We start from the raw sequence: 24693 nt of genomic DNA, 5'->3' as shown, positions 1-24693 counted from the left end.
ATGAACTACATACTCGATATGGCTGAGAGTTTTACGCTGCCAGAAAGGCGAGATAGGAGCTACCCAAGAGTGGTAAAAAGAAGGCCCAGTCGCTACGCGACTAGGCCTTCAAAAAGGTGTTAAATGCTTCTTAACTGACAAGCATTACACCCTAAGGTGCCATTTCGAATGCTTTTACTTATGAGTTCAATTAGAACTTGTAAGTAACTGCTAGGTAGTGACCTACGCCAGAAGAACGAAATGCTTTTGTATCTTCGATACCGTAAACGTCTTGGTATGCTTTCAGGCCGTAACCAACTGCAAAGCGGTCAGAGTGCCAGTAGATACCGTTAAACATTGCACCACCAGTGCTAGAAGTAGAGTATTCGTCTTTTAGACCAAATTGGAAATCTAGGTAACCTTGGTAAGAGATGAATGAACCGTTCTCAAAGAAGTAGAAAGGTTTAAACCAGTTTGTTGATAGTTGGAAACCATTCCAGTCTTTCTTATTTGAGTCGTATGTACCGTATAGGTTAAGACCCATTTTGCCTAACCATGGAACCATTACGTCTGAGCCCAAACCAATTTTTTGTTGGTTTACAGCGAACGCGTCTACTTTAGAGGTCGCACCATCCCAAGTAATCTCTGAAGCAACGTATAGTTCTTGCACAGGACCAAAAGATAGGTCTTTACCCGTTACTGCGTCTAGAGACATACGAGGAGCAAATTTCATGAAGATTTTGCTGCTTGCATTAGCTTTATCGCTACCAGAGTCACTTGTTAGGTTAAATATGTCAACGTAACCATATAGGTCGAAGATACCAGAACGGCCGCCAAACTCCATTTCCATGTAATCATGAGTTGAGTTACCTGGTTTCTCATTGAATGCACCCATTAGGTTGAACTGCATCCATTTGTAGTCGTTTTTGTGAATGTCGCCGTCTGAATAGTCAGCAGCGATAGCCGGTGCAGACATTGCTGCTACAACACCTAGAGCTAAAAGTGATTTACGCATAGTGGGAACTCTCTATGTTTGTTAATTTCAATATTTGTTCGATATTTACTTAGTTGCACAATCTTAGCTGTGCTTAATGGATGTGAATAATATCGATAAAAATCTCAAAATCCATGTTCAAATGATGTGAAAAAACATAAAACAGCTGATCTGCATCTCATTAACAGGCAAAAAATAACGTTCCAATGGAACTTTCATCCCGTTGCACAAAAAGTGAAACAGGTATCGATTACGCAAGCGTTCACTCTAAATTTAATGTCTATCAACTATTCAACATATTCGGTTAATGATCGCTTTTGCGACCTGTAACGTAACTGTTAATAAAATGGTTGGGAGTGATTTTATATGGCCGAAGTAATGCTTTTCCCTCTAAGTTCAATAGTTCTCCCTGAGGGAAAAATGCGACTAAGAATTTTTGAGTCGAGATATAAACGTTTAGTCTCTCAAGCGATGCGTGCGGATGGCACTTTTGGCATCTGTATGTTTGAAAAGGCGAAAGAGTCTGGTGAAAATGAGCTATCTAAGATCGGGACGCTGGCACAAATCGTCGATTTTGAAGTGCTAGACGCGGGTCTATTAGGAATCACAGTGACAGGATTGGAAAGATTCGAGATAGATCAGGTGCGTGTTGAATATGATGGTCTTCGCTATGCGAAAGTGACTAAGCTACCCAACTGGCAGGTTGAACAGCTTAGTATCGAGACGGAGTCTGTCGCTCAGCATCTCGCGCAGGTTTATGAGCGTTTTCCCGAAGTGAGCAACTTGTATGACCAAAAGTTTCTGGATGATGCAAGCTGGGTTAGTCAAAGATGGCTTGAGATATTGCCGCTGTCCAAAGGCCAGTTTGATCATCTTGCTGCTGCGCGTGATTGCCGTGAGGCGATACAGTTTTTAAATAAAGCGCTCTTTAGCCAATAGCTAAATGATCTTTCCATGAATTGAAGCGTATACACTGTCTAAGGGCACCGTTTAAGGATATCGAAATGGCCAATTCAGATAGCCAAGCTTTCACTAAAGCAGATTGGGCTGAGTGTATGGAAAAAGTGAAACAGCAGGACAAACATGCGTTTGCATTGGTTTTTAGTCATTTTTCTCCACGTCTCAAGCAATTTGCATTCAGGCATATGGGCAATGAGCAGATTGCCGTAGAAGTCGTTCAAGAAGCGATGACAACCGTATGGCAAAAAAGCGCGTTATTTGATAGCAGTAAGAGTTCGCTTTCTACATGGATTTTTACGATAGCGCGTAACCTTTGTTTTGACATTTTGCGCAAACAGAAAGGTAGGGATGCGCATATACATTCTGAGGACCTTTGGCCTAATGATTATTGTCCGCCAGATATGGTGGAACATTATTCTCCTGAGGCCGAACTACTTAAACAACAGGTGGTTAAATATTTGGATTTGCTGCCGGAATCGCAACGCAAAGTCGTACAGGCAGTTTACTTGGAAGAGTTACCGCATCAGCAAGTCGCAGAGATGTTTGATATTCCCCTTGGAACGGTTAAGTCACGGTTGCGCTTAGCAGTAGAGAAACTTCGAATTTCGATAGAGGCAGATACACTATGAGTTACCATCCAGATGCATCCGTTTTGCAAGCATACGCTCAAGGCACGTTGGATGATGTGAGCGCTTTTACGATAGCCACCCACATCGAAAGTTGTCCACGCTGTCGAAGCCAAGTTAACGGGTTTGAACAGCTATACGGCGAAGAGCTAGTGGCGAGCGATATTAGCGTCAAAGATGACTTCGATGCTATGTTCGACAAAATTGTCGCTCTTGAGCAAAACAGTGACCCTATGAGGCTTCCTCGTATGCCGACGTTTGTTGAAGTGAATGGCAAGTCTTTTCGTCTTCCTCTGTCGCTATCGCGTTTTAGAGACCGGATCAGTGATTGGAAGAGCTATGGAGGCAAGGTATTTAGCGCGGCAATAGATATCTCGCCAGATGCTAGAATTAACCTGATGTACATTAGCGAAAATGTGGCTATTCCCCAGCACACTCATAAAGGCACGGAGTCGACCTTGGTTCTTCACGGTAGCTTTAGCGATGAAGATGGGCACTATGGAGTGGGGGACTTCTTGTTCAAAGATGGAACAGTAAAACACAGTCCATACACTAAACAGGGTGAAGATTGTTTGTGTTTGACTGTACTCACACAGCCGATGATATTCACTCAAGGTGTCGCCAGAGTATTCAACTTATTTGGTAAGGGGCTTTATCCCTAGTCAGAAAATAGATGCGAGAAAAAAGGCTTGGTGAGAAACCAAGCCTTTATTTTTATTGTTGTGCTGTGTCCTGTTGATCTGCCTGTTGAGAATCTCTCTGCTGAGCTCTGTTTAACATATCCGTGAAATAATGACGCAACGAATAGAGCATAATCAAACTCGGTATTACCATCAGTGCCGTCAGGACGAAGAAGGTTGACCAGTCGTTGAGGTAGTCAACCAGTTCTCCCGAGAAAGAGGCGAGTGTTGTTCTACCGAAGTTGCCTAAAGAGGCGAGTAAAGCGTACTGAGTAGCAGAGAACGCTTGACCTGTGACCACTGTCAAGAATGACACAAAGGCAACGGTTGAGAATGCAGAAGTGAAGTTATCGACAACCAAAGTGGCTAAGAATAATTGCTCGCTCGGCCCTACTTTTGCTATCCAAGCAAACATGAGGTTACTTGACGCCATGGCAATACCACCGATCATTAAGCCACGTACGATACCGAACTTCACGTTAACCATACTGCCGATCAAGGTGAACACAATTGTGAGCCCCCAACCAATCAGTTTTGAATAGTAACCAATCTGCTCGTTAGTAAAGCCTACTTCTTTATAGAAGGTAATCGACATTCGACCTAAGAAAGCTTCTCCAATCTTAAAGAGGAAAACAAACAGTAGTAGGGTGATTGCGACTCTAAATCCGTTACTTCTGAAGAAATCGAGGAAAGGTTCAACGACAGTGACCGTGATCCATGCGACGATACGATTGCCAACGACTTTACTGTGACGTTGTTCGGCTTGCGCTTGCAACGCGTCACGTTGAGTTTTGGGTTCACCAACTAAGAGCGTGAAAATCATTAATAGGACGACAATCGCCGCCATTCCATAGTAAACCCCATTCCAGCCAATAGAGTCAGCGTTGATAAAAGCTAAGTAACCTGGCACCGAATAGCCCGTCCACCAACCGATAACCGCCATCGCTGACGCTTGTGGCAATTTAGAGGGCTCTGATTTAGGGAATGTATCGATACGAAAGGCATCAATGGCGATGTCCTGAGTTGCCGACGAGATAGCGATACCCAGAGCAAGCATTGAAGTGAGCATTAGGTTTTGTGATGGGTCGACACCGGCTATTAATAGGGTACAAACTAGCACGATTGATTGACAAACAAAGACCCAACTTCTTCGCTGTCCGAGCATTGCATGCAGAAGAGGAATACGGACTCGGTCAACGAGTGGTGCCCACAGGAAATTAATGGCGTAAACGGCAAATACGCTACCAAAGTAGCCTATTGCTGCACGTGTGAGTCCGGCGTCTTTTAACCAACCTGACATATTTGAACCGATCAGAACCCAAGGAAAGCCGCTCGAACAGCCAAGCATAAATACCCACATTAGGCGCTTGTCCATATAACTGCGAATCGTCTCTAGCCAAGACATAGAAGGAGAGTCTGAAGACATACACAAATCCTTGTTTGAGTGTTTGGTCAGCAAGAAAACAGAAGGCTCTAACAAAGTAGAGCCTAATATGATTATTTGATGAGTGTGGCTTTGGTGATAATGATGGGTTCTACTGGTACATCGCGGTAGCGCCCTTTGGTTGTTGTTGGCTTGCTCGCCATAGTTTGGATAACGTCAAACCCTTGAGTCACTTTGCCAAATACAGCGTAGCCAGGTGGACGTTGATCATAATCCAAGAAGCTATTGTCGTTATAATTGATAAAGAACTGTCGAGTCGCTGAATCCGGGTTATTAGTACGTGCCATGGCAATGGTCGCACTATCATTTTTAAGCCCGTTATACGCTTCGTTTTTGATCGGAGCGTATGTCGGTAGGGGGTTCATATTCTCATCAAAACCTCCTCCCTGAGCCATAAAGCCAGGAATGACTCGATGGAACTGAGAACCGACATAGCTGCCATCGTTGACATACTTAATAAAGTTAGCAACGGTAATCGGTGCTTTGTTTTCATTTAGCTCGACTGTAAAAGAGCCTAGGTTTGTTTCAAATTCTACCTTCGGACCCGCTAGCGCAAGTGAACTGACTAATGCGAGTGAGGCAAATGTCATTTTCAACATTAGAAACGCTCCTGCATGTAGTTCTGAAGTTCACGGTCGTTGGCCACTTCTTGAAGAACTAAGTTGATGACGTCATTAAGAACAACTTCAATTTCTTCGTTAGAAGCACTGAGCGCCCCCGTGCGCTTGGCTGTACCAGTGTAGGTCTTAACCAGTTTACCTTGTGGTGTTTCAGCCGTAATTTCAATGACTACCTTACCATCCATCTGGTTTTCCATCACAGTGTGCTGAACGGACACTAAGGCTTCTTGAACTTCGACTTCAATTGAGCTTTCACTATTGACGGTACTGCGGAAACCTTGTGACTGGAATTGCTCCAATAGCGCATTTTCAATTGAGATACGTATGTTTTGTTTAGAATGAATCGGTTCAATATTTGAACGACCGCTATCGACAAGAGCAACGTATTGTGCAGAACGCACGTCTTTACTGGTTAGCGTAAATGCCGCACCTTGAACCAGATTGCTGTTGCTAAGGACAGCTTTAGGCATAAAATTAATTTGCTCTTGCTGCGGAGCTGAACACGCAGTAAGTAGTGCCATTGACGCGACTAGAACCAGTTTTCTCATTGTAATTTCCTTTCTTTGTAACTCTGCGAGCTTATACAAACGTAAACAGATAATAGAGGACTATTTAGTCGCTTGTAAAATAACAAATTTCTTATTGGCAGCGACCACTTTGACGTTTGACTTACCAAATAGCCTAGATAGCTTTCCATCGTAGCCGAGGTGACGGTTACCGATAACTAATAATTGCCCACCAACAGTAAGAATTTGCTTTGCATCACAGAACATCTGCCATGCAATATGATCGGTGATAGCTTGCTGCTGATGAAATGGGGGATTACACATGACCATATCCACATCGCTCGCCGTCATTCCATCTAAACAGTTATTCGCAACGCACTCTATTTCTCTATCACTACCAAGATTGGTCAGGAGGTTTTGCCGAGCCGACTCGACCGCCATAAAGCTCTCATCAACACAGGTTAATTTAATTTGTGGGTTTAATTGCCCCATTTTTACGGAAAGGACACCATTACCACAACCTAGATCGACCACATGTTTAAGATTTTGGTTTGTTGGTAAGTGCTCAAGCATAAAGCGCGCACCCAAATCTAAGCTTTCTCCTGAATAGACATTTGGTAGATTGTTTAGCGTAATGTTCTCTTTTTCTACTGACCATTGAGTATTGGCAGAGACTTGGGTGGCATTAGCGTTATTTGCTGAGCTAAAGACTAGACGGTGTTTTTTCCAAGCAAGTGAGGTTTTTGTTTCACCCAAATGTTTTTCGAAAAGCTTAAGTGTCGAGGAGTGGATCTCTTTTGCTTTGTTGACAGCAATAACAGGAATTGTCTCGTTCAGTGTTTGACGCAACTGACTGAGTTGCCAAATTAAGTGCCTATTGCTTTTGGGTAACTGAATCAAAACCAAATCTACATCGGCTGGTACTTCATCCATAGTTGTTATGAAGCCGACGCTAGGGCACTGATTGTGTTGCATGTTTGCAAGAGTACCTTGCTGAGAAATAAACGAGTCACTCATCATAGTGATGCGATGTTTGTCACTAAACCAGCAACTGAGTGCTCCAAAGTTGTCGTTGACGATTAAGATATGCTGGTTGGGCTCTAGTCCCATATCTTCAACATGGTTGATTAGGTATTCGTCTCCCGCATCCCATGCCTGAAGAGTTTCGTTGTTTCTCTTTGGGTATCGGAATAAAGAAAGGGTTCGCTCATGCAGTGAAAGCTCAGTGATCATAATAGCAACGCAAGGTTATCGGTCATTGGGGGAATTGTCGCAAAACGCTGCGGTCGTGAAAACTAAAACCTTTAGCTTTTCGCTTAAGGCGACTATTATCTAGCCCATTATGTTGTTTAGTCTGATGGTAAAGTGCAATGCTTCAGGAAATAATAGAAAGCAAACTTACAGATACATTTGAACCTAGTTACCTAAGTGTTGTTAACGAGAGCTATATGCACAATGTGCCAGCCGGTTCAGAAAGCCACTTTAAAGTGGTGATTGTGAGTGAGAAGTTTGAGGGATTAAGGCTGATTGCTCGCCACCGTCAAGTGAATCAAACACTGGCTGAGGAACTGGCAAACTACATACATGCGTTATCGATGCACACCTACACAGAGCACGAATGGCAGCAACACAATCAAATCGCGCCGGACAGCCCTATGTGTATGGGTGGTGACAAATAACTGCTGAAAAAGGGTAGCATGGCTGCCCTTTTTAGTTAGTCCAAAAAAGGTATTGTTAACAACATAGAAACAATAAATACAGTGGTTAGTTTTAAATAAGATTGTTTCACGATGTGAATATGTAGTGTCATTACTCTTTTTGCGGCTATTTCTGTTTGTGCGATGGCTCAAACTTATGACTATTCCTTAGTCTTTTAAACTCAATTCCTTCGAAATATGTACCTTATTCCCTGCATTGGTCATGGCATCAACTTCCTAAAAGATGCTAAACTACCGCACCTGATAAATCTCGCCGATTTCTTGTGACGAGATTTTTAATAGGATGTTGCGATTTTGGTGTTTAAAACAGCACCGAAACCGGACACTAGTGTCGTGTCTAAAAGTTACGCAATCAAAGAATCTTTTTCCCGATAAAAGTAGTGCAAGTGCGTATGATTACAATAAAGAAGGGTTTGGACCTTCCTATCGCAGGAACTCCTACCCAGGTGATTAATGATGGTAAGACCATCAAAAAAGTCGCCTTGCTTGGCGAAGAGTACGTCGGCATGCGTCCTACTATGCATGTCCGCGTAGGCGATGAAGTAAAGAAAGCTCAAGTTCTTTTTGAAGATAAGAAGAATCCGGGAGTGAAATTTACTTCACCAGCAGCTGGTAAAGTGATCGAGATTAACCGTGGCGCTAAGCGTGTGCTTCAGTCTATTGTGATTGAAGTTGCAGGTGAAGAGCAGGTGACATTCGATAAGTTTGAAGCTGGCCAACTAGCAGGTCTTGACCGTGAAGCGGTTAAAACTCAGCTTGTTGACTCAGGTCTTTGGACTGCTTTACGTACTCGTCCGTTCAGCAAGGTTCCTGCAATCGAATCTTCTACGAAGGCTATTTTCGTAACTGCTATGGATACTAATCCTTTAGCGGCTCAGCCTGAGTTGATCATCAATGAGCAACAAGAAGCGTTTGTTGCTGGTTTAGATGTGCTTTCGACTCTGACTGATGGCAAGGTTTACGTATGTAAATCTGGTACAAGTCTTCCTCGTTCTTCTCAGTCTAATGTTGAAGAGCATGTATTTGATGGCCCTCACCCAGCAGGTCTCGCTGGCACCCACATGCATTTCCTATACCCCGTGAATGCAGAAAATGTGGCGTGGAGCATCAACTACCAAGATGTTATTGCGTTTGGTAAGTTGTTCCTAACTGGTGAACTTTACACTGACCGTGTTATCTCTCTGGCTGGTCCAGTGGTGAATAACCCTCGTCTAGTTCGTACTTCTATTGGTGCAAGCCTAGAAGACGTAACAGATAGCGAGCTAATGCCAGGTGAAGTTCGTGTGATTTCTGGTTCAGTACTAACAGGTACTCATGCAACTGGTCCTCACGCTTACCTTGGTCGTTACCACGTGCAGGTTTCTGTATTACGTGAAGGCCGCGAAAAAGAGCTGTTCGGTTGGGCTACTCCTGGCAAGAACAAGTTCTCGATTACTCGCTCATTCCTTGGTCATCTATTCAAAGGTCAGTTGTTCAACATGACAACGACAACGAATGGTAGTGACCGTTCTATGGTTCCAATTGGCAACTACGAACGCGTAATGCCTCTTGATATGGAGCCTACTCTGCTACTTCGTGATCTATGTGCAGGTGATACGGATAGTGCTATCGCACTAGGTTTGCTTGAACTAGACGAAGAAGATTTAGCATTGTGTACCTTTGTGTGTCCTGGTAAGTACGAGTACGGTGCGTTACTACGTGAATGCCTAGATATCATTGAGAAGGAAGGGTAATTTTCCATGGGTCTTAAAAAGTTTATTGAAGACATCGAGCATCACTTTGAGCCTGGTGGTAAACATGAGAAGTGGTTTGCGCTTTACGAAGCAGCAGCGACTCTGTTCTACACGCCTGGTCTAGTGACAAAGAAAAGCTCGCACGTTCGTGATAGCGTTGACCTAAAACGCATCATGATCATGGTTTGGTTTGCGGTATTCCCAGCAATGTTCTGGGGTATGTACAACGCAGGTGGCCAAGCTATTGCAGCACTAAATCACATGTACGCTGGTGATCAGCTAGCAGCGGTTGTTGCTGGTAACTGGCACTACTGGTTAACGGAAATGCTTGGCGGCACTTTAGCGGCTGATGCTGGCGTTGGCAGTAAGATGATGCTTGGTGCAACTTACTTCCTACCAATCTACGCAACGGTATTTATCGTTGGTGGTTTCTGGGAAGTGCTGTTCTGTATGGTGCGTAAGCACGAAGTTAACGAAGGTTTCTTTGTAACTTCTATCCTGTTTGCACTGATCGTTCCACCGACACTTCCTCTATGGCAAGCGGCACTAGGTATTACCTTTGGTGTTGTTGTTGCTAAGGAGATCTTTGGTGGTACGGGTCGTAACTTCCTAAACCCAGCTCTTGCTGGCCGTGCGTTCCTGTTCTTCGCCTACCCTGCGCAAATCTCAGGTGACGTAGTATGGACTGCAGCTGATGGCTTCTCTGGTGCAACCGCACTAAGCCAGTGGGCTCAAGGTGGTAACGGTGCACTGGTTAATGCAGTGACAGGCGCTCCAATCACTTGGATGGACGCATTCATCGGTAACATTCCTGGTTCAATTGGTGAAGTTTCAACACTCGCACTGATGATCGGTGCAGCGATGATCGTTTACATGCGAATCGCTTCTTGGCGCATCATTGCAGGTGTAATGATCGGTATGATTGCAACAGCAACCCTGTTCAACGTGATCGGTTCTGACACTAACCCAATGTTCAACATGCCATGGCACTGGCACCTAGTCCTAGGTGGTTTTGCATTCGGTATGTTCTTTATGGCAACAGACCCTGTATCGGCTTCATTTACTAACAAAGGTAAATGGTGGTACGGCGCGCTGATCGGCGCGATGTGTGTTCTGATTCGTGTAGTAAACCCAGCGTACCCAGAAGGTATGATGCTGGCGATCCTATTTGCGAACCTGTTTGCACCTCTGTTAGACCACATAGTTATCGAGAAGAACATCAAGCGGAGACAAGCACGCTATGGCAAGTAATAACGATAGCATTAAAAAGACGCTGGGTGTTGTTATCGGGTTGAGCCTTGTTTGTTCAATCATCGTATCAACAGCAGCCGTGGGTCTACGCGACAAGCAAAAAGCTAACGCTGTACTAGATAAGCAAACTAAGATCGTTGAAGTAGCTGGCATTGAAGCTGAGGGTAAAAAAGTACCTGAGCTATTTGCTGAGTTCATCGAACCGCGCCTAGTTAACTTTGAAACTGGTGCGTTTGTTGACGGCGATGCTGCAACTTACGATCAGCGTAAAGCAGCAAAAGATCCAGCAGAGTCTATCAAGCTAACAGCTGACCAAGACAAAGCTAAGATCCTACGTCGTGCTAACACAGGTGTTGTATACCTAGTGAAAGATGGCGACGCTGTATCTAAGATCATCCTACCGGTACATGGTAATGGTCTTTGGTCAATGATGTATGCATTTGTTGCGGTTGAAACTGACGGTAACACGGTATCTGCGATCACTTACTACGAGCAGGGTGAAACTCCTGGACTTGGTGGTGAAGTTGAGAACCCATCTTGGCGTGATCAATTTATTGGCAAGAAGCTTTATGATGAAAACTTCAAGCCAGCTATCAAAGTTGTTAAAGGTGGTGCCCCAGCCGGTTCTGAACACGGTGTTGATGGCCTATCAGGTGCGACACTAACAGGTAACGGTGTTCAAGGTACATTTGATTTCTGGTTAGGCGATATGGGCTTTGGTCCATTCCTAGCAAAAGTTCGTGACGGAGGTCTGAACTAATGTCTAGCGCACAAAACGTTAAGAAGAGTCTGTTAGCACCGGTATTGGATAACAACCCAATCGCGCTTCAGGTTCTTGGTGTTTGTTCTGCTCTGGCAGTAACCACCAAACTAGAAACGGCTTTTGTAATGACACTAGCGGTTATCTTTGTAACTGCACTGTCTAACTTCTTCGTTTCAGTAATCCGTAACCACATTCCAAACAGTGTGCGTATCATCGTCCAAATGGCGATCATCGCATCGCTAGTAATCGTGGTAGACCAAGTGCTAAAAGCTTACCTATACGATATCTCTAAGCAGCTATCGGTATTCGTAGGCCTAATCATTACAAACTGTATTGTAATGGGTCGTGCTGAAGCATTCGCAATGAAGTCTGAGCCAATCCCATCTCTAATCGATGGTATCGGTAACGGTCTTGGTTACGGTTTCGTTCTTATCACTGTTGGCTTCTTCCGTGAACTGTTTGGTTCAGGCAAACTGTTCGGTATGGAAGTGCTTCCTCTAGTAAGCAACGGCGGTTGGTACCAACCAAACGGTATGATGCTTCTAGCGCCATCAGCATTCTTCCTAATCGGCTTCCTAATCTGGGCAATCCGTATTCTGAAACCAGAACAAGTAGAAGCGAAGGAGTAAGGACGTCATGGAACATTACATTAGCTTGCTAGTTAAATCGATTTTCATCGAAAACTTAGCACTATCGTTCTTCTTAGGTATGTGTACGTTTCTTGCGGTATCTAAGAAAGTTAAGACCTCTTTCGGTCTTGGTGTTGCGGTTGTATTTGTACTGACAGTAGCAGTACCTGTGAACAACCTGCTTTACACTTTCATTCTTAAAGAGAATGCGTTAGTTGAAGGCGTGGACCTTAGCTTCCTGAACTTCATCACCTTTATCGGTGTAATCGCAGCACTTGTACAGATTTTAGAAATGATCTTAGACCGTTTCTTCCCACCTCTGTACAACGCGCTAGGCATCTTCCTACCGCTGATCACAGTAAACTGTGCAATCTTTGGTGGCGTGTCTTTCATGGTTACACGTGACTACAACTTTGCTGAATCTGTTGTTTACGGCTTTGGTTCTGGTGTGGGCTGGATGCTAGCTATCGTTGCGTTAGCAGGTATCCGCGAGAAGATGAAGTACTCTGATGTACCTCCAGGTCTACGCGGTCTTGGTATTACGTTCATCACAGTTGGTCTTATGGCGTTAGGCTTTATGTCTTTCTCTGGTGTTCAACTGTAAGTCGGGTAAACGGCAGCAATTAAAGGAATAGTCATGAATACTATTATTTTTGGTGTAGTGATGTTTACCCTGATTATTTTGGCGCTAGTTTTAGTGATTCTTTTCGCTAAATCTAAACTAGTACCATCAGGTGACATTACAATTTCTGTGAACGATGACCCTTCTTTGGCGATCGTTACTCAGCCAGGCGGTAAGCTTCTGGGTGCTCTAGCAGGTGCTGGTGTATTCGTATCTTCTGCTTGTGGTGGCGGTGGCTCATGTGGTCAGTGTCGCGTAAAAATTAAATCAGGCGGTGGCGACATTCTACCAACCGAGCTTGACCATATTACTAAAGGTGAAGCGCGCGAAGGTGAGCGTCTAGCGTGTCAGGTTGCAATGAAAACTGACATGGACATCGAGCTACCTGAAGAGATCTTCGGTGTTAAGAAGTGGGAATGTACAGTTATCTCTAACGATAACAAAGCGACATTCATCAAAGAGCTTAAGCTGCAAATTCCAGATGGCGAATCAGTACCTTTCCGTGCTGGTGGTTACATCCAGATTGAAGCGCCTGCTCACCACATTAAATACGCTGATTACGATATTCCTAAGGAATACCGTGAAGATTGGGACAAATTCAACCTGTTCCGTTACGAGTCTAAGGTAAGTGAAGAGACAATCCGTGCTTACTCAATGGCTAACTACCCTGAAGAAGAAGGTATTATTATGCTGAACGTGCGTATCGCTACGCCGCCGCCTAATAATCCTGATGTACCACCAGGTATCATGTCTTCGTTCATCTGGTCTCTAAAAGAAGGCGACAAGTGTACTATTTCTGGTCCATTTGGTGAGTTCTTTGCTAAAGATACAGACAACGAGATGGTCTTCATCGGTGGTGGTGCGGGTATGGCGCCAATGCGTTCACATATCTTCGACCAACTTAAGCGTCTTAAGTCTACTCGTAAGATGTCGTTCTGGTACGGTGCGCGCTCTAAGCGTGAAATGTTCTACGTAGAAGATTTCGATGGCCTACAAGCAGAAAATGACAACTTCGTATGGCACTGTGCTCTGTCTGATCCAATGCCAGAAGATAACTGGGATGGTTACACAGGCTTCATCCACAACGTATTGTACGAAAACTACCTAAGGGATCATGACGCTCCTGAAGATTGTGAATACTACATGTGTGGTCCACCTATGATGAACGCAGCCGTAATCGGTATGCTGAAAGATCTAGGTGTGGAAGATGAGAATATCCTACTGGATGACTTCGGCGGCTAAATTTCAGCGTATTTGAAATTACATATATAAGATGGCTGACTGCTTAAAGTCAGCCATTGTTGTTTTAGAGTGGTAATAGTCGATACGTTGTAAAGTAACGTATGCGCTATTCCCGTTCCTCAATATACAGGAGTCTAACAAGTGAAAAAGTGGCTTGTTGCATTTGCTTCTCTGTTAGTACTAGCTGGTTGTGAAAAACCAGTTGAGCAGATCCATCTCAGTGGCCCAACTATGGGTACCACATACAATATCAAGTATATTTCGGCTGAAGGGCAACCTACACCTGAAGCGATTCAGAAAGAAGTTGATCGTCTACTCGAAGAAGTTAACGACCAAATGTCGACTTACCGTAAAGACTCCGAATTAAGTCGCTTCAACCAGAGTCAGTCAGCTGAAGCATTTGCCGTTTCACCTCAAACAGCGACAGTGGTGAAAGAAGCGATTCGACTTAACGGTCTTACTTTAGGTGCATTGGACGTCACTGTTGGTCCACTCGTCAACCTATGGGGTTTTGGCCCAGAAGGCAGACCGGAGGTTGTTCCAACAACTGAAGAGCTCGCGGCGCGTAAAGCAATGACGGGCATCCAGCATCTGAGTGTGAATGATGATGCTTTAGTGAAAGATATTCCTAACTTGTATGTAGATTTGTCTACAATTGCAAAAGGTTGGGGGGTCGATGTTGTTGCTGACTACATCCAGTCGCAAGGCATTCAGAACTATATGGTTGAAGTAGGTGGTGAAATGCGCCTAAAAGGCTTGAACCGTGAAGGTGTTGCGTGGCGAATTGCCATTGAAAAACCATCGGTTGAAGAGCGTGCGATTCAAGACATTATTGAGCCAGGCGATATGGCTGTTGCCACATCCGGCGATTACCGTAACTACTTCGAGCATGACGGAATTCGATACTCACACATTATCAATCCAGAAACGGGTAAGCCGATTAGCCATAAGGTTGTATCGGTAACGGTTCTTGACCAATCGTCTATGACGGCGGATGGGTTAGCGACTGGACTGATGGTATTAGGCGAAGAGAAAGGCATGCAGATTGCTGAAGAAAACAACATTCCTGTGCTTATGATCGTCAAAACGGAAGAGGGTTTTAAAGAACTAGCCTCTTCTGCATATAAGCCTTATACGAATAAATAATAACTCGAGCGAGCATGTCATTATGAGTACATTTTTGATTACATTTGGTGTGTTTATGGTCGTGATTGCAGCGATGTCCATAGGCTATATCATTCAGAAGAAAGTTGTTAAAGGTAGCTGTGGTGGCTTAGGTGCGGTTGGTATCGAAAAGGTATGTAATTGTCCTGAGCCATGTGATGCACGTAAGAAGCGTGAAGCACGTGAAGCGGCCCGTCAAGAAAAGCTAGCCGCATGGGAAAAAGACCGCATCGCTTAGTCCCGTCCTGCTAATACAAAACACCAGTCACTCGACTGGTGTTTTTTTTAACATTTCGTCGGTGAAAATAGTCCGGTTACGTCCCAACTTCTTCGCCAAATATAAGCGATCATCAGCGATCTTAATTTGGTCATGAATGTCCCCACTGATAGTACTTATGCCTATGCTGACAGTAACAAGTATGGTATTTCCATTATGCTCTACTGGGGTTTTCTCGACACGTTGTCTCATGTTTTCAATGCGATTGATGAAATCATCGTATGGCGTGCACGATTGAATACAAAACTCTTCCCCACCAAAACGCACCACGACATCATCAGGAAAATATATCTTCAGGATATTTGCGACTGTTTTAAGAGCAGCATCGCCCCCGTCATGACCATAATTGTCGAATAGGTCGATATCAATCATTGCAATGTTACGTAGCAGACAACCAGAGCAAGCCTGACTACAGAGAAATCTTCGATTCCACAACCCTGTGAGAGCGTCTTGATTAGCGAGTTTGTGTAACTTATCGGTTGCTTCCTTCATATCAAGCAACTGGTGAACTCGACAGTAAAACTCTTCTTGATTAAATGGCTTGGTGAGAAAGTCATTCGCTCCCGCTTTTAGAAACTGGGCGGTAAGGGTTTTCGATTCGTTGCCAGATAGCTCTATGATGGCGAGTTGGTTCTTATCGTACATCTGGCGCATTTCACGAGTCATGGATATGCCATCTTTAACCGGCATGTCATGATCAGTGATAACAAATGTGATATCGGAACAGCTTTGCAGTTTTTCGAGTGCAACTTGACCGTTTTCCGCCTGCGTGGTGCGAATGTACTGATGTTCGAGCAACTGTGTCACATGGCGTCGGACTGTCGCTGAGTCATCAACAATGAGGGCATGGTGTTTGCTGTTATTAATAAGCCGTTTAGCTAGAGGAAGTAGGTAGGAGACGGATGCCATGCTGTCTTTCAATATGTAGTCCAGAACCCCCTTTGCAATAACTGTTCGGCCTGTGCAAAAGATTCTGCACAGCAGACATGACAGCCTAAAGTAGTGAGCTGCTGTTTTAAGAAATTTTGGTAAGCGCGACTATCCTCTACAACCAAGACTTTATTGTTCAAAGCGGTGCCTCTTTTGTTACCTATAGAATTAATAATAACTGCATCCAACAAACTTGCGAGTGTCGAACAGGACAAATTTGCAGGCAATTTGTACTTTGAGATATATATGTGATTTATTATACTGTTTATATGTACAGTCTATTCCGGTCATCGAAAGTGGATAAGAAAACGCGAAAAATCATACATATAGACATGGATTGTTTTTACGCGGCAGTGGAAATGCGTGATAACCCTTCATATCGTGGACGGCCACTCGCCGTCGGGGGGCATGAAAAACAACGTGGCGTGTTAAGTACCTGCAATTATGAAGCGAGAAAGTTCGGCATCCGCAGTGCCATGCCAACCTCTAGAGCATTGCAGTTATGCCCTCAGTTACTTGTCGTACCGGGAAGAATGCAGATCTACAAAGCGGTTTCAAAACAGATCCACGCTATCTTTTCGCGTTACACAGCACTTATTGAGCCCCTGTCTCTTGATGAAGCGTACCTCGATGTGACGGATTGCCCTTTACATAAAGGCTCGGCAACCCTGATTGCTGAAGCTATTCGTAGTGATATTTGGAATGAGCTACAGCTAACGGCATCTGCGGGTATCGCGCCAGTAAAGTTTCTCGCCAAGATTGCTTCCGATATGAATAAGCCCAATGGTCAGTATGTGATTCCTCCGGATAGAGTTCAAAGTGAGATAGACAATTTGCCGTTAGAGAAAATTCCGGGGGTTGGCAAAGTGAGTCTGGAAAAACTCCATCAAGCTGGGTTGTATGTAGGGCAAGACGTCAAAAACAGTGACTATCGCGATTTACTACTCAAGTTCGGCCGGCTTGGAGCCTCGTTGTGGAACAAGAGCCATGGTGTTGATGATCGTGAAGTCGTGGTTGAAAGGGAAAGAAAATCGGTTGGGGTCGAGCGTACATTTGCCGAAAATATTTTTTCATATGATGAATGTTGGCGTGTCATAGAAGACAAGTTATTTCCTGAATTAGAACAAAGGCTAGAAAGAGCATCGCCAGACAAGGCGATCATCAAGCAGGGGATTAAAGTTAAATTTGCTGATTTTCAATTAACGACGATAGAACATATTCACTCGCAGTTGGAGTTGGAATATTTTAAACAGCTATTGCATGACATTCTTAAACGTCAACAAGACCGAGAAATCCGATTACTGGGTCTAAGCGTGATGCTTAAACCCGAGGAACAGAGTAAACAACTGAGTTTTTTTTAATCTAGGCTTTCTACCCACAGCCTAACCTCACTGAAGGGGATGGCTTCAAGTTGACCAAACCCAGCTAAAGAGCGTGCTTTGATCTTGGTAAATACAGGTGTAGTGATCCCACAAAGAAATTTCGTTCTTAGATTGAGCGACAAAGGCGCACGAGCTTTGGTTTCCAATTGAACCAACCATTCACGAACTTGTTCTTGATCCGTCTCGCGTTGTACTAACTTGGGTAAGAGTGCGACTTCGCCACGACAGACACTACAGTGGTTACAGTTGGAAGGTGCGTGTTTATCGCCAAAATACTTGGCCAACCTTGCACTAAGGCATTGACTTGATTCAAAGAAATCCAGCAGTTCGCGAATACGATTCACATCATTGGTTTCTTTATTTTTAAACAGAGAGGATAGTTTTTCAGCGAGTTCAGCGGTAGTGTTGGCTTTTGACGAAACTCGATAGACCTCAGTCATCAGTTTACTTTCTAGCTCTATCCAGCCTTTCTCGTTGAAATAGTTGAGTGCGGCTATGGCTCTTGAACGATCGCCTTGGAACTCTTGCCATAAGGTCTCAAAATCGACCTGACACCAAGTGCGAGCTTGGGGTGAACAGTTAAATAGCGCGGTAATAAACGCACTACGTTGTGGATCAAAATGATTGACAATGTTTTGTTTATCGGTGAGAAACTTAAAACGATAGTCTGCGAAATAGCTGTATTGTGACTCGATGACACCTTCCATTTCCATGTACACTAATAACGTTTTCAAAGGAAGCTGACGAATATTGCTTTCTGTCGAGAGTCTGCTGAGCACGACTTCCCATTGAGGAGATGAGTCAATCGCTTGTTTGAGGACAAACTCTATTTCGCTTGTCTCAGGTGTGTCGCCATAAATAAAGTTCTCTAAGGTGCTGATACTATTTTGGTTCGCGAGTAATACGCATTGGGACGGATGCCCGTCTCGTCCTGCTCGACCTATTTCTTGCGCATAGTTTTCGATGGATTTAGGCAGATCGAAGTGAATGACTCGGCGAATATCAGATTTGTCCACTCCCATTCCAAAAGCGATGGTTGCGACAATGCAATCTAGCTGCCCCTGCATAAATTGATTTTGAATCTGCTCACGCGTTTCATTGCCCATGCCTGCATGATAGGCACTGACGTTAAGGTTATTATCAGCCAGTAAGCGGGCAACCTGCTCGGCGGTATTTTGCAGGGTCACATAGACAATGGTGGGCAGTTTGGAGTTTGATTTAATTAAACTCAGTAGCGCTTCAGGCTTGTTTTCGTCCAAGCATGGTGAGACAGAAATATCGAGATTAGGACGATAAAAGCCAGTGACAACAACATCATCAGGTTCAATGGAGAACTTGCTCTGCATATCCTCGATAACCGTTTGTGTGGCTGTCGCGGTAAGCAATAGGACTTGAGGTATGTTTAATTCTTTCAGGTAGTGCGGCAGTTTGAGGTAGTCCGGGCGGAAATTGTGGCCCCACTCAGAGATACAATGAGCCTCATCGACGACCAGCAAAGATATCGGTACTTGGGAAATAAACTGCCTAAAGCGTTCATTCTTCAGCCTTTCGACAGAAATCATCAAAACCTTGGTATGTCCTTGTTTTACCAGATTCATGATCTGTAAGGACTCTTCACGGGTTTGGCTAGAGTCAATGGATGCCGCAGGAATTTGTTTGCTGCTTAGGAAGGCGAGCTGATCCTTCATCAATGCCAGCAGAGGAGAAACCACCAAGGTCAGATGAGGCAAGACGACAGCGGGAAGTTGATAACAGAGAGATTTACCTGAACCGGTAGGGAAAATTGCTGCACATGATTGGCCTTGCATCACTTTTTCGATAACCGCTTGCTGCCCTGTACGAAGTGATTCGAAACCAAAGGTGTGATGGAGTGTCTGCTGAAGATCGAATTCTTGGTTGGGGCTAAACATAATACTTGATTCCGGTATCTTTAAAGGGTAATGAGCTCTATTCTAAGGGCATTAAAATGATTGGAACATGGTTTTAGTATGAATAAGTTGGAACTAAAACGCATTATTCTGGATTTGCTAGAACGAAAATGGCAAATCGCGCAAAGCTCAGTTCAAAGGGCAATTGAATCGGCGACGGACGAAGAAACGGTTCCTGAGCATAAGTATGACACTTTAGCCCTTGAAGCATCTTATCTTGCCCATGGTCAGGCAATGCGCTTACAGGAATGTGAACAAGAAATTCGCGTGATGAAAGAACTTGTTTTGCCTATCGAGCCCGAAAAAGTGGTACTTGGATGTGTGATTTCATTACTGGACGATGACGATCAGATCAAACGCTTTTTTATCTCACCATGTGCGGGTGGTTTAAAAGTGTCAATCGACGATGAGAGCGTCACATTAGTAACGTTTGATTCGCCATTAGGTCAGGCTCTCAAGTCCAAGAAAGTTGGAGAGGAAGTGACTTACAAGGTTGCCGGTGTAGAACATTGTTACGAGATTGAAACCATAAGCTGACAAACATCAAACGATTTCTGCTATGGTAGGCATCAATAACTGCTCGAGAGGTAACAATGAAAAAAGTATTACTGACATTACCTTTATTACTTTCCAGCCAAGTTTATGCTGCACAGTGTAAAGTTGACTTAAAAAACGAAATTCACTTGAATGGTGAGAGAATTGAAATTCACCAAGTTGGTGGTGAAACCGCGGTTGTCGATGCAGACAATGGCCTAACGATTCATGGTGAAAAAATTGAGTTGGATGATAGCCAGAAACAAGCTATTGCCCAATATCGAGAGAATATTAATGACTATTTGCCTAGAGCGAAGCAAATCGCCCAAGATGGCTTAGCACTCGCGAATGATATTGTTGATGATGTGGCAGAGAGCTTTGACGCGCCAGAGGCGTTTGATAGCGTCAAAGAGGCTATGAAGCAGTTTTATGCCGATATTGAAGCTCGATACTACAAGAATGGTGATTTGGTTTTACCTGCCGAAAGCTTTGGATCGCTAAATGAAACATGGGCTGAAGACTTAGAAAAAGCCAAAGCACTGTTTAATGAAGAGTTCATTACGAGTGCCTTTGATGCAATGTCAGCGAAAATGAAGGCAGAGGGTGGACTTAACTTAACTGAAATGGCCAACTCAATGGCGGAACTTAAAGAACGAGTTGCTAAACGTCTTGCCGAGCATGCGGCTGAAGTTGAGCAACAAAGTGAAGACTTTTGTGATTCTCTTGATCAAATGGCTGAACAAGAGCAGCAACTTCACGATAAGATCCCACAATTGAAGGATTACCAAATCTTCACCATCTAATCCGATTTACTTTTTCGATTGTATTGAATAAAGAGCGCCTGTATGGCGCTTTTTTATGTCTTGAGTACTGGAATAGTGAATTGTTGTTTGATTTTTGCTCATTTGAGACTGATTTGTTGTAAATACGCTGAGAACTGCCCATGTGTGTTGATTGTTTAGTTTTGGCTAGTGTTTTATACTTGTGTACTAGTTAGCTAGTTCATTGGTGCGAATAGGTTGTATGGCTCAAACAAATAACACACAAACACGTGAGCATTTTGGTTCTCGTCTCGGTTTCATTCTTGCTGCGGCAGGCGCAGCGGTAGGTCTTGGCAACATTTGGGGCTTCCCTACGCAAGCCGCGAGCAATGGTGGTGGTGCATTTCTGCTAGTTTACCTAGTGATGATTCTAGTGGTTGCATTTCCCATGTTGGTCGTTGAAATGGCAATCGGTCGATATGGTCAGGCAAATCCGGTAGATAGTATGCGCTCACTTACTAGCAACCCTTTAGGTAAAAAAGTAGGGGCAACGGTAGGTTGGATTGGATTGAGTGTGCCAAGTGCGGTATTGGCATTCTATAGCATTGTAGGCGGTTGGCTAATTTGCTTTTTACTAGGAGCAATAACCGACGTTCTGGGGTTTGAGCAGGCAACCGCTTGGTTTAAGGGATTTAGCGTAGAGCGCAATTTGTTCGGTACGATTGCATTCTATGTTCTAACCGTATTAATCGTTCAAGGTGGAGTGAAGCAGGGGATTGAAAAGTGGTCAACCCGCTTGATGCCAGCACTATTTGTTCTATTTGGTCTGCTATTTATCTATATCATGACTCAAAGCGGTGCGATTGAGGGGTTAAAACACTATTTGATACCTGACTTTGAAAAGGTAATGGATCGAAAACTCATTTTGGCCGCGATGGGGCAAGGGTTCTTTTCACTGACTATTGGTGGTTGTTCAATGCTGATTTATGGTTCTTACCTCAGCAAGAAAGAAAACCTGCCAAAGATGGCGATGAATGTCACCTTAGTTGATACAGCCGTGGCGTTTATTGCCGGACTGGTCGTGATGCCAGCGATGTTTGTCGCAATGCAAAAAGGTGTGCAGATTTATGCTGAAGATGGTTCTTTGCTCAGTTCTGATACCTTAGTATTCACGGTTCTACCTTTGATGTTTGATAGCTTAGGTCTGCTTGGCCAGCTGTTTTCAATTGTGTTTTTCCTATTGCTGACGATTGCTGCGTTAACATCTTCAATTTCTATGTTGGAATGTCCGGTGGCGTTAGTGAGTGAGCGCTTCAACACCAAACGCAAGACAACAAGCTGGGTTTTAGCTGGGCTTATCGCTCTGTTCAGTATTGTTATTGTTTACAATTTTGGCGCTATGTTTGGGGTGGTAGCAACGGTGGCGACTCAATACTTGCAACCTGCCGCAGCGCTGTTGTTCTGTCTGTTTGGTGGCTGGGTGTGGAGCCGAAATAGCAAAGTTAAAGAGCTAGAACAAGGGTATCCTGAGTTCACTCAAAGCTGGTTTGGTAAAATATGGCCAATTTATGTCAAGTTCGTTTGTCCAGTACTGGTCTCCACCGTGATATGGGCATCATTTGGTTAAAGCAAAGCTCAATTTGTTAACGTAGCCCGCGTAATGCGGGCTACGTTAGTGAGTCACGCCACCGTTACTTCGATCTGATACAAACGGCGGTCTGATAGGTGATTGGGAACCATTGCCAAAACCAAGCAAAGCGGTGTTCCATCATTTTTCCTGGCCACCAGTATTTCCATTTAAAAAACACATCATCAGCCATGCCAAATCCTACCTCGGAGTAACCGGTGTAGTAGAGATTATATGGCGCTTCTCTTGTACGTCTTAGTGGCCTCGTCATCGGGCGTTCATTCGATCTGATGAGTCGCCAGTCGGAGTAACCTGCGTAGGTTGAATTGGAACATGCATTCCTTCCTTGCTGACGGTTGTAGAATGGCCCCCATTGTGTGTAGTACATGTGGCGATACGTCTCATAAACAGGCTGAGTTGGCCCGTATATAACCGCTACGGACTGAGAGCAGTTTGAGACATATATTGGGAAGCCATGGGCAAAACCGCCTATCGAGCAAGAGCGCACAGAATCTGTACCAGTGGGCAGAGAGATACCATTTAGGGTGCTCACTACACTATTAGAGAATTTGGCCCTTAAAACGTTACCGTCTTGGTCTTCAACTTGATGGTACAGGAACGAAAACTGGCCTTGTAAAATAGTAAACTCACTTGTTGCCCAGAATGTATCGCCTACGTTTAGGTTCTCTCCACCGTTGATGGTGTTGGTAACATTCCCTGAGTTAGCCTGAATGTTTCTACTTGCCGGACTAGCAGGTCTGTAATAGTCGGAACACTTAGGGGCTCGGTAGCCTTTACGCACACAAAATCTGACTGAAGATAAGTGTGAATTGTTGGCGATATAGTAAGGCTTACTCGATACGATAGTGCCGGAACGTGTCTGCCAATAGATAGATCGAAAGGTTGAAGATGAATCAAAGTTGGTGGCAATTTCTTGATCGATCATGCCTGTAAGCATGATGTCTTGTCTATTTTGTATCGTTACTTCGCTGGCGTGTACCCAGCTAGAACAAACACTAATAAATAATAGTAAGATGAACTGCTTCATTATTTTTCTCTTGTAGTGGGTAGCTAAGTCATATGAAAATTACTTGCCGACTCCAAATGCCAATGACTAATTAAGACGCGTGCAAATTGCTGTGGCGACCAGATGAATTTGTGTTCTACAATTTGGCCTGTGGTTGCGTAGTTTTATTATGTCCATAGTTGTCCTTTGATCTTAGTTGTTATTTCGTAAACTGATGAAGAGGATGGTTATTGGTTATAATGCCAATCTTATAATTATTATTTACTTAATTGATGGTTGTTTATTTTAGTCATTATTTAATTTATTAATTAGTGTTTTTTTAGATTGATGTTGCTTTTATCTTCTAATATGAATAGGGATCGATTAATAAATTGTTGTTTTTGATAATAAATTTAGTTTCTATAGGATTGTTTCTTGGTTTGCATTGTGTTTGCTCTCCTTTTTAATAAGATAATTGGTTGGGTTGTGTAAGGTAAATTCCCATTCCTAAGGAAGATATTACAAATGTTCACTTTGATAGAGAGTGGAAATGACTTTGTTGCTTAAATCGAAGGAACTAAATCAAGCTTATAGGACTAGGTATGCCTGAAACTCAGTATGTTGTTGATTACTCTAATTAGGTTCTTAGCTTGGTTATGAGTCAATGTCACTAATAATAATGCTTACTAAAGCAATTTGTTTGAAGGCTATATTAATATCATATGAATGTGCTAACTACTAATTTCGAAAACGCATCATTATTTTCGATCTTAGGCTAGAGTAATTTTAAGGACTAATTATGAGTAGGTTTTTACTATTATTCATTGCGCTATTTTCTGGTATCGCAAGTGCTAGTGTTAGCGTATTTACAACTAACGGTGGCCTCGCTTCAGCAACGGTTTCGCCTAACAAAATCATTATGGAAAAACATAATAATGATTTGGCTAAAAATTTGGTTGGAAATCAAAAGTTCGATACCTATTGGTCATTAGATGGTTAAGTTGTATCTAACTTGCCGTATTTCTACGTTGAAAATCAGCACGTAGGTCAGCAACTTCAGTTTTGCGTGAGGAAAAGGGCTGCTCTATTTACTCGAACTTGTAGTTCGGTGTTGAATGTAGCCAATACAGCTCACACTAGGAATATAGTAGTCAATACGGGTTACACTTCAAACTACATATTTGATAAACGTAAGATCAAAACGATGATGTTATCGAGTCGCGTTTCGTCCCGGTATCACCAGGATTAACTAACGATAAGGTGTTCAATGTGCTGAATCGCGAGGCAAATTTAAATGGTCGTGTGACCAAGTATACG

General features: G+C 43.6%; 24 protein-coding genes and 1 pseudogene. 17 read left to right on the top strand and 8 right to left on the bottom strand.

The features are described 5' to 3' along the window. Nucleotides 1–190: 190 nt before the first annotated feature. Nucleotides 191–994, bottom strand: a complete 804-nt coding sequence (locus tag QTN95_RS02045) for a nucleoside-specific channel-forming Tsx family protein (protein ID WP_331416155.1) — start codon at nt 992–994, stop codon at nt 191–193. 345 nt (nt 995–1339) lie between these two features. Between QTN95_RS02045 and QTN95_RS02040 the strand changes: the two genes are divergently transcribed. The 3 genes from QTN95_RS02040 (at nt 1340) to QTN95_RS02030 (ending at nt 3221) form a co-directional block, all read left to right on the top strand. Further along, a complete protein-coding gene (locus QTN95_RS02040) occupies nt 1340–1912 on the top strand; it encodes an LON peptidase substrate-binding domain-containing protein (protein ID WP_138973499.1) in 573 nt (190 codons plus the stop codon). 65 nt (nt 1913–1977) lie between these two features. Continuing rightward, nucleotides 1978–2562 carry a sigma-70 family RNA polymerase sigma factor gene (locus QTN95_RS02035; protein ID WP_331416154.1) on the top strand — a complete coding sequence of 195 codons (585 nt, stop codon included), beginning with the start codon at nt 1978–1980 and terminating at the stop codon, nt 2560–2562. Beyond that, nucleotides 2559–3221: a ChrR family anti-sigma-E factor gene (locus QTN95_RS02030; RefSeq protein ID WP_331416153.1), complete on the top strand. Its 663-nt coding sequence runs from the start codon at nt 2559–2561 to the stop codon at nt 3219–3221. Before QTN95_RS02035 ends, QTN95_RS02030 begins: the two co-directional genes overlap by 4 nt. Nucleotides 3222–3273: 52 nt before the next feature. On the opposite strand, the gene QTN95_RS02025 is transcribed toward QTN95_RS02030, so the two are convergent. The 4 genes from QTN95_RS02025 to QTN95_RS02010 all read right to left on the bottom strand — a co-directional run bounded on the left by QTN95_RS02025 (nt 3274) and on the right by QTN95_RS02010 (nt 7042). Beyond that, on the bottom strand, nt 3274–4665 hold the full coding sequence (locus tag QTN95_RS02025; protein WP_331416152.1) for an AmpG family muropeptide MFS transporter: 1392 nt from the start codon (nt 4663–4665) through the stop codon (nt 3274–3276). A gap of 71 nt (nt 4666–4736) precedes the next feature. Next, nucleotides 4737–5282, bottom strand: a complete 546-nt coding sequence (locus QTN95_RS02020; RefSeq protein WP_331416151.1) for a peptidylprolyl isomerase — start codon at nt 5280–5282, stop codon at nt 4737–4739. Further along, entirely contained in the window at nt 5282–5851 is a 570-nt protein-coding gene (locus tag QTN95_RS02015; RefSeq protein WP_331416150.1) for a YajG family lipoprotein, read from the bottom strand. The genes QTN95_RS02020 and QTN95_RS02015 overlap by 1 nt, the downstream gene beginning before the upstream one ends. A gap of 60 nt (nt 5852–5911) precedes the next feature. After that, entirely contained in the window at nt 5912–7042 is a 1131-nt protein-coding gene (locus QTN95_RS02010; RefSeq protein ID WP_331416149.1) for a methyltransferase, read from the bottom strand. A 137-nt stretch (nt 7043–7179) separates the two neighbouring features. Between QTN95_RS02010 and bolA the strand changes: the two genes are divergently transcribed. From bolA to nqrM, 9 genes are all read left to right on the top strand, one after another. Beyond that, nucleotides 7180–7488 (top strand): transcriptional regulator BolA, encoded by a 309-nt coding sequence (gene bolA / locus QTN95_RS02005; protein WP_331416148.1) that lies wholly within the window; start codon nt 7180–7182, stop codon nt 7486–7488. Nucleotides 7489–7919: 431 nt separating this feature from the next. Continuing rightward, nucleotides 7920–9260: a Na(+)-translocating NADH-quinone reductase subunit A gene (locus tag QTN95_RS02000; RefSeq protein ID WP_269376644.1), complete on the top strand. Its 1341-nt coding sequence runs from the start codon at nt 7920–7922 to the stop codon at nt 9258–9260. 6 nt (nt 9261–9266) lie between these two features. Beyond that, nucleotides 9267–10511 carry an NADH:ubiquinone reductase (Na(+)-transporting) subunit B gene (locus QTN95_RS01995; RefSeq protein WP_331416147.1) on the top strand — a complete coding sequence of 415 codons (1245 nt, stop codon included), beginning with the start codon at nt 9267–9269 and terminating at the stop codon, nt 10509–10511. Then, nucleotides 10501–11271 (top strand): Na(+)-translocating NADH-quinone reductase subunit C, encoded by a 771-nt coding sequence (locus QTN95_RS01990; RefSeq protein WP_331416146.1) that lies wholly within the window; start codon nt 10501–10503, stop codon nt 11269–11271. The genes QTN95_RS01995 and QTN95_RS01990 overlap by 11 nt, the downstream gene beginning before the upstream one ends. After that, nucleotides 11271–11903, top strand: coding sequence for an NADH:ubiquinone reductase (Na(+)-transporting) subunit D (locus tag QTN95_RS01985; RefSeq protein WP_331416145.1), 633 nt, complete (start codon nt 11271–11273; stop codon nt 11901–11903). The genes QTN95_RS01990 and QTN95_RS01985 overlap by 1 nt, the downstream gene beginning before the upstream one ends. A gap of 7 nt (nt 11904–11910) precedes the next feature. Further along, the gene (gene nqrE, locus QTN95_RS01980) at nt 11911–12507 is read left to right on the top strand and encodes an NADH:ubiquinone reductase (Na(+)-transporting) subunit E (RefSeq protein ID WP_004415327.1); all 597 of its coding nucleotides are present in this window, start codon (nt 11911–11913) and stop codon (nt 12505–12507) included. Between the two features lie 33 nt (nt 12508–12540). Continuing rightward, a complete protein-coding gene (gene nqrF, locus QTN95_RS01975; RefSeq protein ID WP_331416144.1) occupies nt 12541–13767 on the top strand; it encodes an NADH:ubiquinone reductase (Na(+)-transporting) subunit F in 1227 nt (408 codons plus the stop codon). A 141-nt stretch (nt 13768–13908) separates the two neighbouring features. Beyond that, the gene (locus QTN95_RS01970; RefSeq protein WP_331416143.1) at nt 13909–14913 is read left to right on the top strand and encodes an FAD:protein FMN transferase; all 1005 of its coding nucleotides are present in this window, start codon (nt 13909–13911) and stop codon (nt 14911–14913) included. A gap of 22 nt (nt 14914–14935) precedes the next feature. Further along, nucleotides 14936–15169, top strand: coding sequence for a (Na+)-NQR maturation NqrM (gene nqrM / locus QTN95_RS01965; protein WP_331416142.1), 234 nt, complete (start codon nt 14936–14938; stop codon nt 15167–15169). A 27-nt stretch (nt 15170–15196) separates the two neighbouring features. Here the strand turns inward: nqrM and QTN95_RS01960 are convergent. After that, nucleotides 15197–16278, bottom strand: a pseudogene (locus QTN95_RS01960) (GGDEF domain-containing response regulator). A 129-nt stretch (nt 16279–16407) separates the two neighbouring features. Here QTN95_RS01960 and dinB point away from each other — a divergent pair. Continuing rightward, entirely contained in the window at nt 16408–17499 is a 1092-nt protein-coding gene (dinB, locus tag QTN95_RS01955) for a DNA polymerase IV (RefSeq protein WP_331416141.1), read from the top strand. Here the strand turns inward: dinB and QTN95_RS01950 are convergent. Further along, entirely contained in the window at nt 17496–19430 is a 1935-nt protein-coding gene (locus QTN95_RS01950; RefSeq protein ID WP_331416140.1) for a RecQ family ATP-dependent DNA helicase, read from the bottom strand. The two genes, dinB and QTN95_RS01950, sit on opposite strands and share 4 nt — an antisense overlap. A gap of 78 nt (nt 19431–19508) precedes the next feature. Here QTN95_RS01950 and QTN95_RS01945 point away from each other — a divergent pair, with 78 nt between their 5' ends. The 3 genes from QTN95_RS01945 (at nt 19509) to QTN95_RS01935 (ending at nt 22370) form a co-directional block, all read left to right on the top strand. Next, nucleotides 19509–19985 carry a GreA/GreB family elongation factor gene (locus QTN95_RS01945; RefSeq protein WP_331416139.1) on the top strand — a complete coding sequence of 159 codons (477 nt, stop codon included), beginning with the start codon at nt 19509–19511 and terminating at the stop codon, nt 19983–19985. A 56-nt stretch (nt 19986–20041) separates the two neighbouring features. Continuing rightward, nucleotides 20042–20785: a YggN family protein gene (locus QTN95_RS01940; RefSeq protein ID WP_269376655.1), complete on the top strand. Its 744-nt coding sequence runs from the start codon at nt 20042–20044 to the stop codon at nt 20783–20785. A 220-nt stretch (nt 20786–21005) separates the two neighbouring features. After that, complete coding sequence (locus QTN95_RS01935) at nt 21006–22370, top strand: sodium-dependent transporter (RefSeq protein ID WP_331416138.1); 1365 nt, start codon at nt 21006–21008, stop codon at nt 22368–22370. 64 nt (nt 22371–22434) lie between these two features. Here the strand turns inward: QTN95_RS01935 and QTN95_RS01930 are convergent, their stop codons facing one another. Continuing rightward, the gene (locus QTN95_RS01930; protein ID WP_331416137.1) at nt 22435–23418 is read right to left on the bottom strand and encodes a hypothetical protein; all 984 of its coding nucleotides are present in this window, start codon (nt 23416–23418) and stop codon (nt 22435–22437) included. A 757-nt stretch (nt 23419–24175) separates the two neighbouring features. On the opposite strand from QTN95_RS01930, the gene QTN95_RS01925 reads away from it, so the two are divergent. Further along, nucleotides 24176–24376, top strand: coding sequence for a hypothetical protein (locus QTN95_RS01925; protein WP_331416136.1), 201 nt, complete (start codon nt 24176–24178; stop codon nt 24374–24376). Nucleotides 24377–24693 lie beyond the last annotated feature (317 nt).

This window comes from Vibrio sp. M260112, from assembly GCF_036533775.1.
Lineage (GTDB): Bacteria > Pseudomonadota > Gammaproteobacteria > Enterobacterales > Vibrionaceae > Vibrio.
Note: the sequence above shows the minus strand (reverse complement) of the source record. Positions and strands in the feature narration are given on the sequence as shown.

What these genes read in the sequence shown, in the direction of transcription:
- QTN95_RS02045 (WP_331416155.1), bottom strand. Translation starts at nt 994, where the DNA reads ATGCGTAAATCACTTTTAGCTCTAGGTGTTGTAGCAGCAATGTCTGCA.
- QTN95_RS02040 (WP_138973499.1), top strand. Translation starts at nt 1,340, where the DNA reads ATGGCCGAAGTAATGCTTTTCCCTCTAAGTTCAATAGTTCTCCCTGAG.
- QTN95_RS02035 (WP_331416154.1), top strand. Translation starts at nt 1,978, where the DNA reads ATGGCCAATTCAGATAGCCAAGCTTTCACTAAAGCAGATTGGGCTGAG.
- QTN95_RS02030 (WP_331416153.1), top strand. Translation starts at nt 2,559, where the DNA reads ATGAGTTACCATCCAGATGCATCCGTTTTGCAAGCATACGCTCAAGGC.
- QTN95_RS02025 (WP_331416152.1), bottom strand. Translation starts at nt 4,665, where the DNA reads ATGTCTTCAGACTCTCCTTCTATGTCTTGGCTAGAGACGATTCGCAGT.
- QTN95_RS02020 (WP_331416151.1), bottom strand. Translation starts at nt 5,282, where the DNA reads ATGTTGAAAATGACATTTGCCTCACTCGCATTAGTCAGTTCACTTGCG.
- QTN95_RS02015 (WP_331416150.1), bottom strand. Translation starts at nt 5,851, where the DNA reads ATGAGAAAACTGGTTCTAGTCGCGTCAATGGCACTACTTACTGCGTGT.
- QTN95_RS02010 (WP_331416149.1), bottom strand. Translation starts at nt 7,042, where the DNA reads ATGATCACTGAGCTTTCACTGCATGAGCGAACCCTTTCTTTATTCCGA.
- bolA (WP_331416148.1), top strand. Translation starts at nt 7,180, where the DNA reads ATGCTTCAGGAAATAATAGAAAGCAAACTTACAGATACATTTGAACCT.
- QTN95_RS02000 (WP_269376644.1), top strand. Translation starts at nt 7,920, where the DNA reads ATGATTACAATAAAGAAGGGTTTGGACCTTCCTATCGCAGGAACTCCT.
- QTN95_RS01995 (WP_331416147.1), top strand. Translation starts at nt 9,267, where the DNA reads ATGGGTCTTAAAAAGTTTATTGAAGACATCGAGCATCACTTTGAGCCT.
- QTN95_RS01990 (WP_331416146.1), top strand. Translation starts at nt 10,501, where the DNA reads ATGGCAAGTAATAACGATAGCATTAAAAAGACGCTGGGTGTTGTTATC.
- QTN95_RS01985 (WP_331416145.1), top strand. Translation starts at nt 11,271, where the DNA reads ATGTCTAGCGCACAAAACGTTAAGAAGAGTCTGTTAGCACCGGTATTG.
- nqrE (WP_004415327.1), top strand. Translation starts at nt 11,911, where the DNA reads ATGGAACATTACATTAGCTTGCTAGTTAAATCGATTTTCATCGAAAAC.
- nqrF (WP_331416144.1), top strand. Translation starts at nt 12,541, where the DNA reads ATGAATACTATTATTTTTGGTGTAGTGATGTTTACCCTGATTATTTTG.
- nqrM (WP_331416142.1), top strand. Translation starts at nt 14,936, where the DNA reads ATGAGTACATTTTTGATTACATTTGGTGTGTTTATGGTCGTGATTGCA.
- dinB (WP_331416141.1), top strand. Translation starts at nt 16,408, where the DNA reads ATGTACAGTCTATTCCGGTCATCGAAAGTGGATAAGAAAACGCGAAAA.
- QTN95_RS01950 (WP_331416140.1), bottom strand. Translation starts at nt 19,430, where the DNA reads ATGTTTAGCCCCAACCAAGAATTCGATCTTCAGCAGACACTCCATCAC.
- QTN95_RS01945 (WP_331416139.1), top strand. Translation starts at nt 19,509, where the DNA reads ATGAATAAGTTGGAACTAAAACGCATTATTCTGGATTTGCTAGAACGA.
- QTN95_RS01940 (WP_269376655.1), top strand. Translation starts at nt 20,042, where the DNA reads ATGAAAAAAGTATTACTGACATTACCTTTATTACTTTCCAGCCAAGTT.
- QTN95_RS01935 (WP_331416138.1), top strand. Translation starts at nt 21,006, where the DNA reads ATGGCTCAAACAAATAACACACAAACACGTGAGCATTTTGGTTCTCGT.
- QTN95_RS01930 (WP_331416137.1), bottom strand. Translation starts at nt 23,418, where the DNA reads ATGAAGCAGTTCATCTTACTATTATTTATTAGTGTTTGTTCTAGCTGG.
- QTN95_RS01925 (WP_331416136.1), top strand. Translation starts at nt 24,176, where the DNA reads ATGAGTAGGTTTTTACTATTATTCATTGCGCTATTTTCTGGTATCGCA.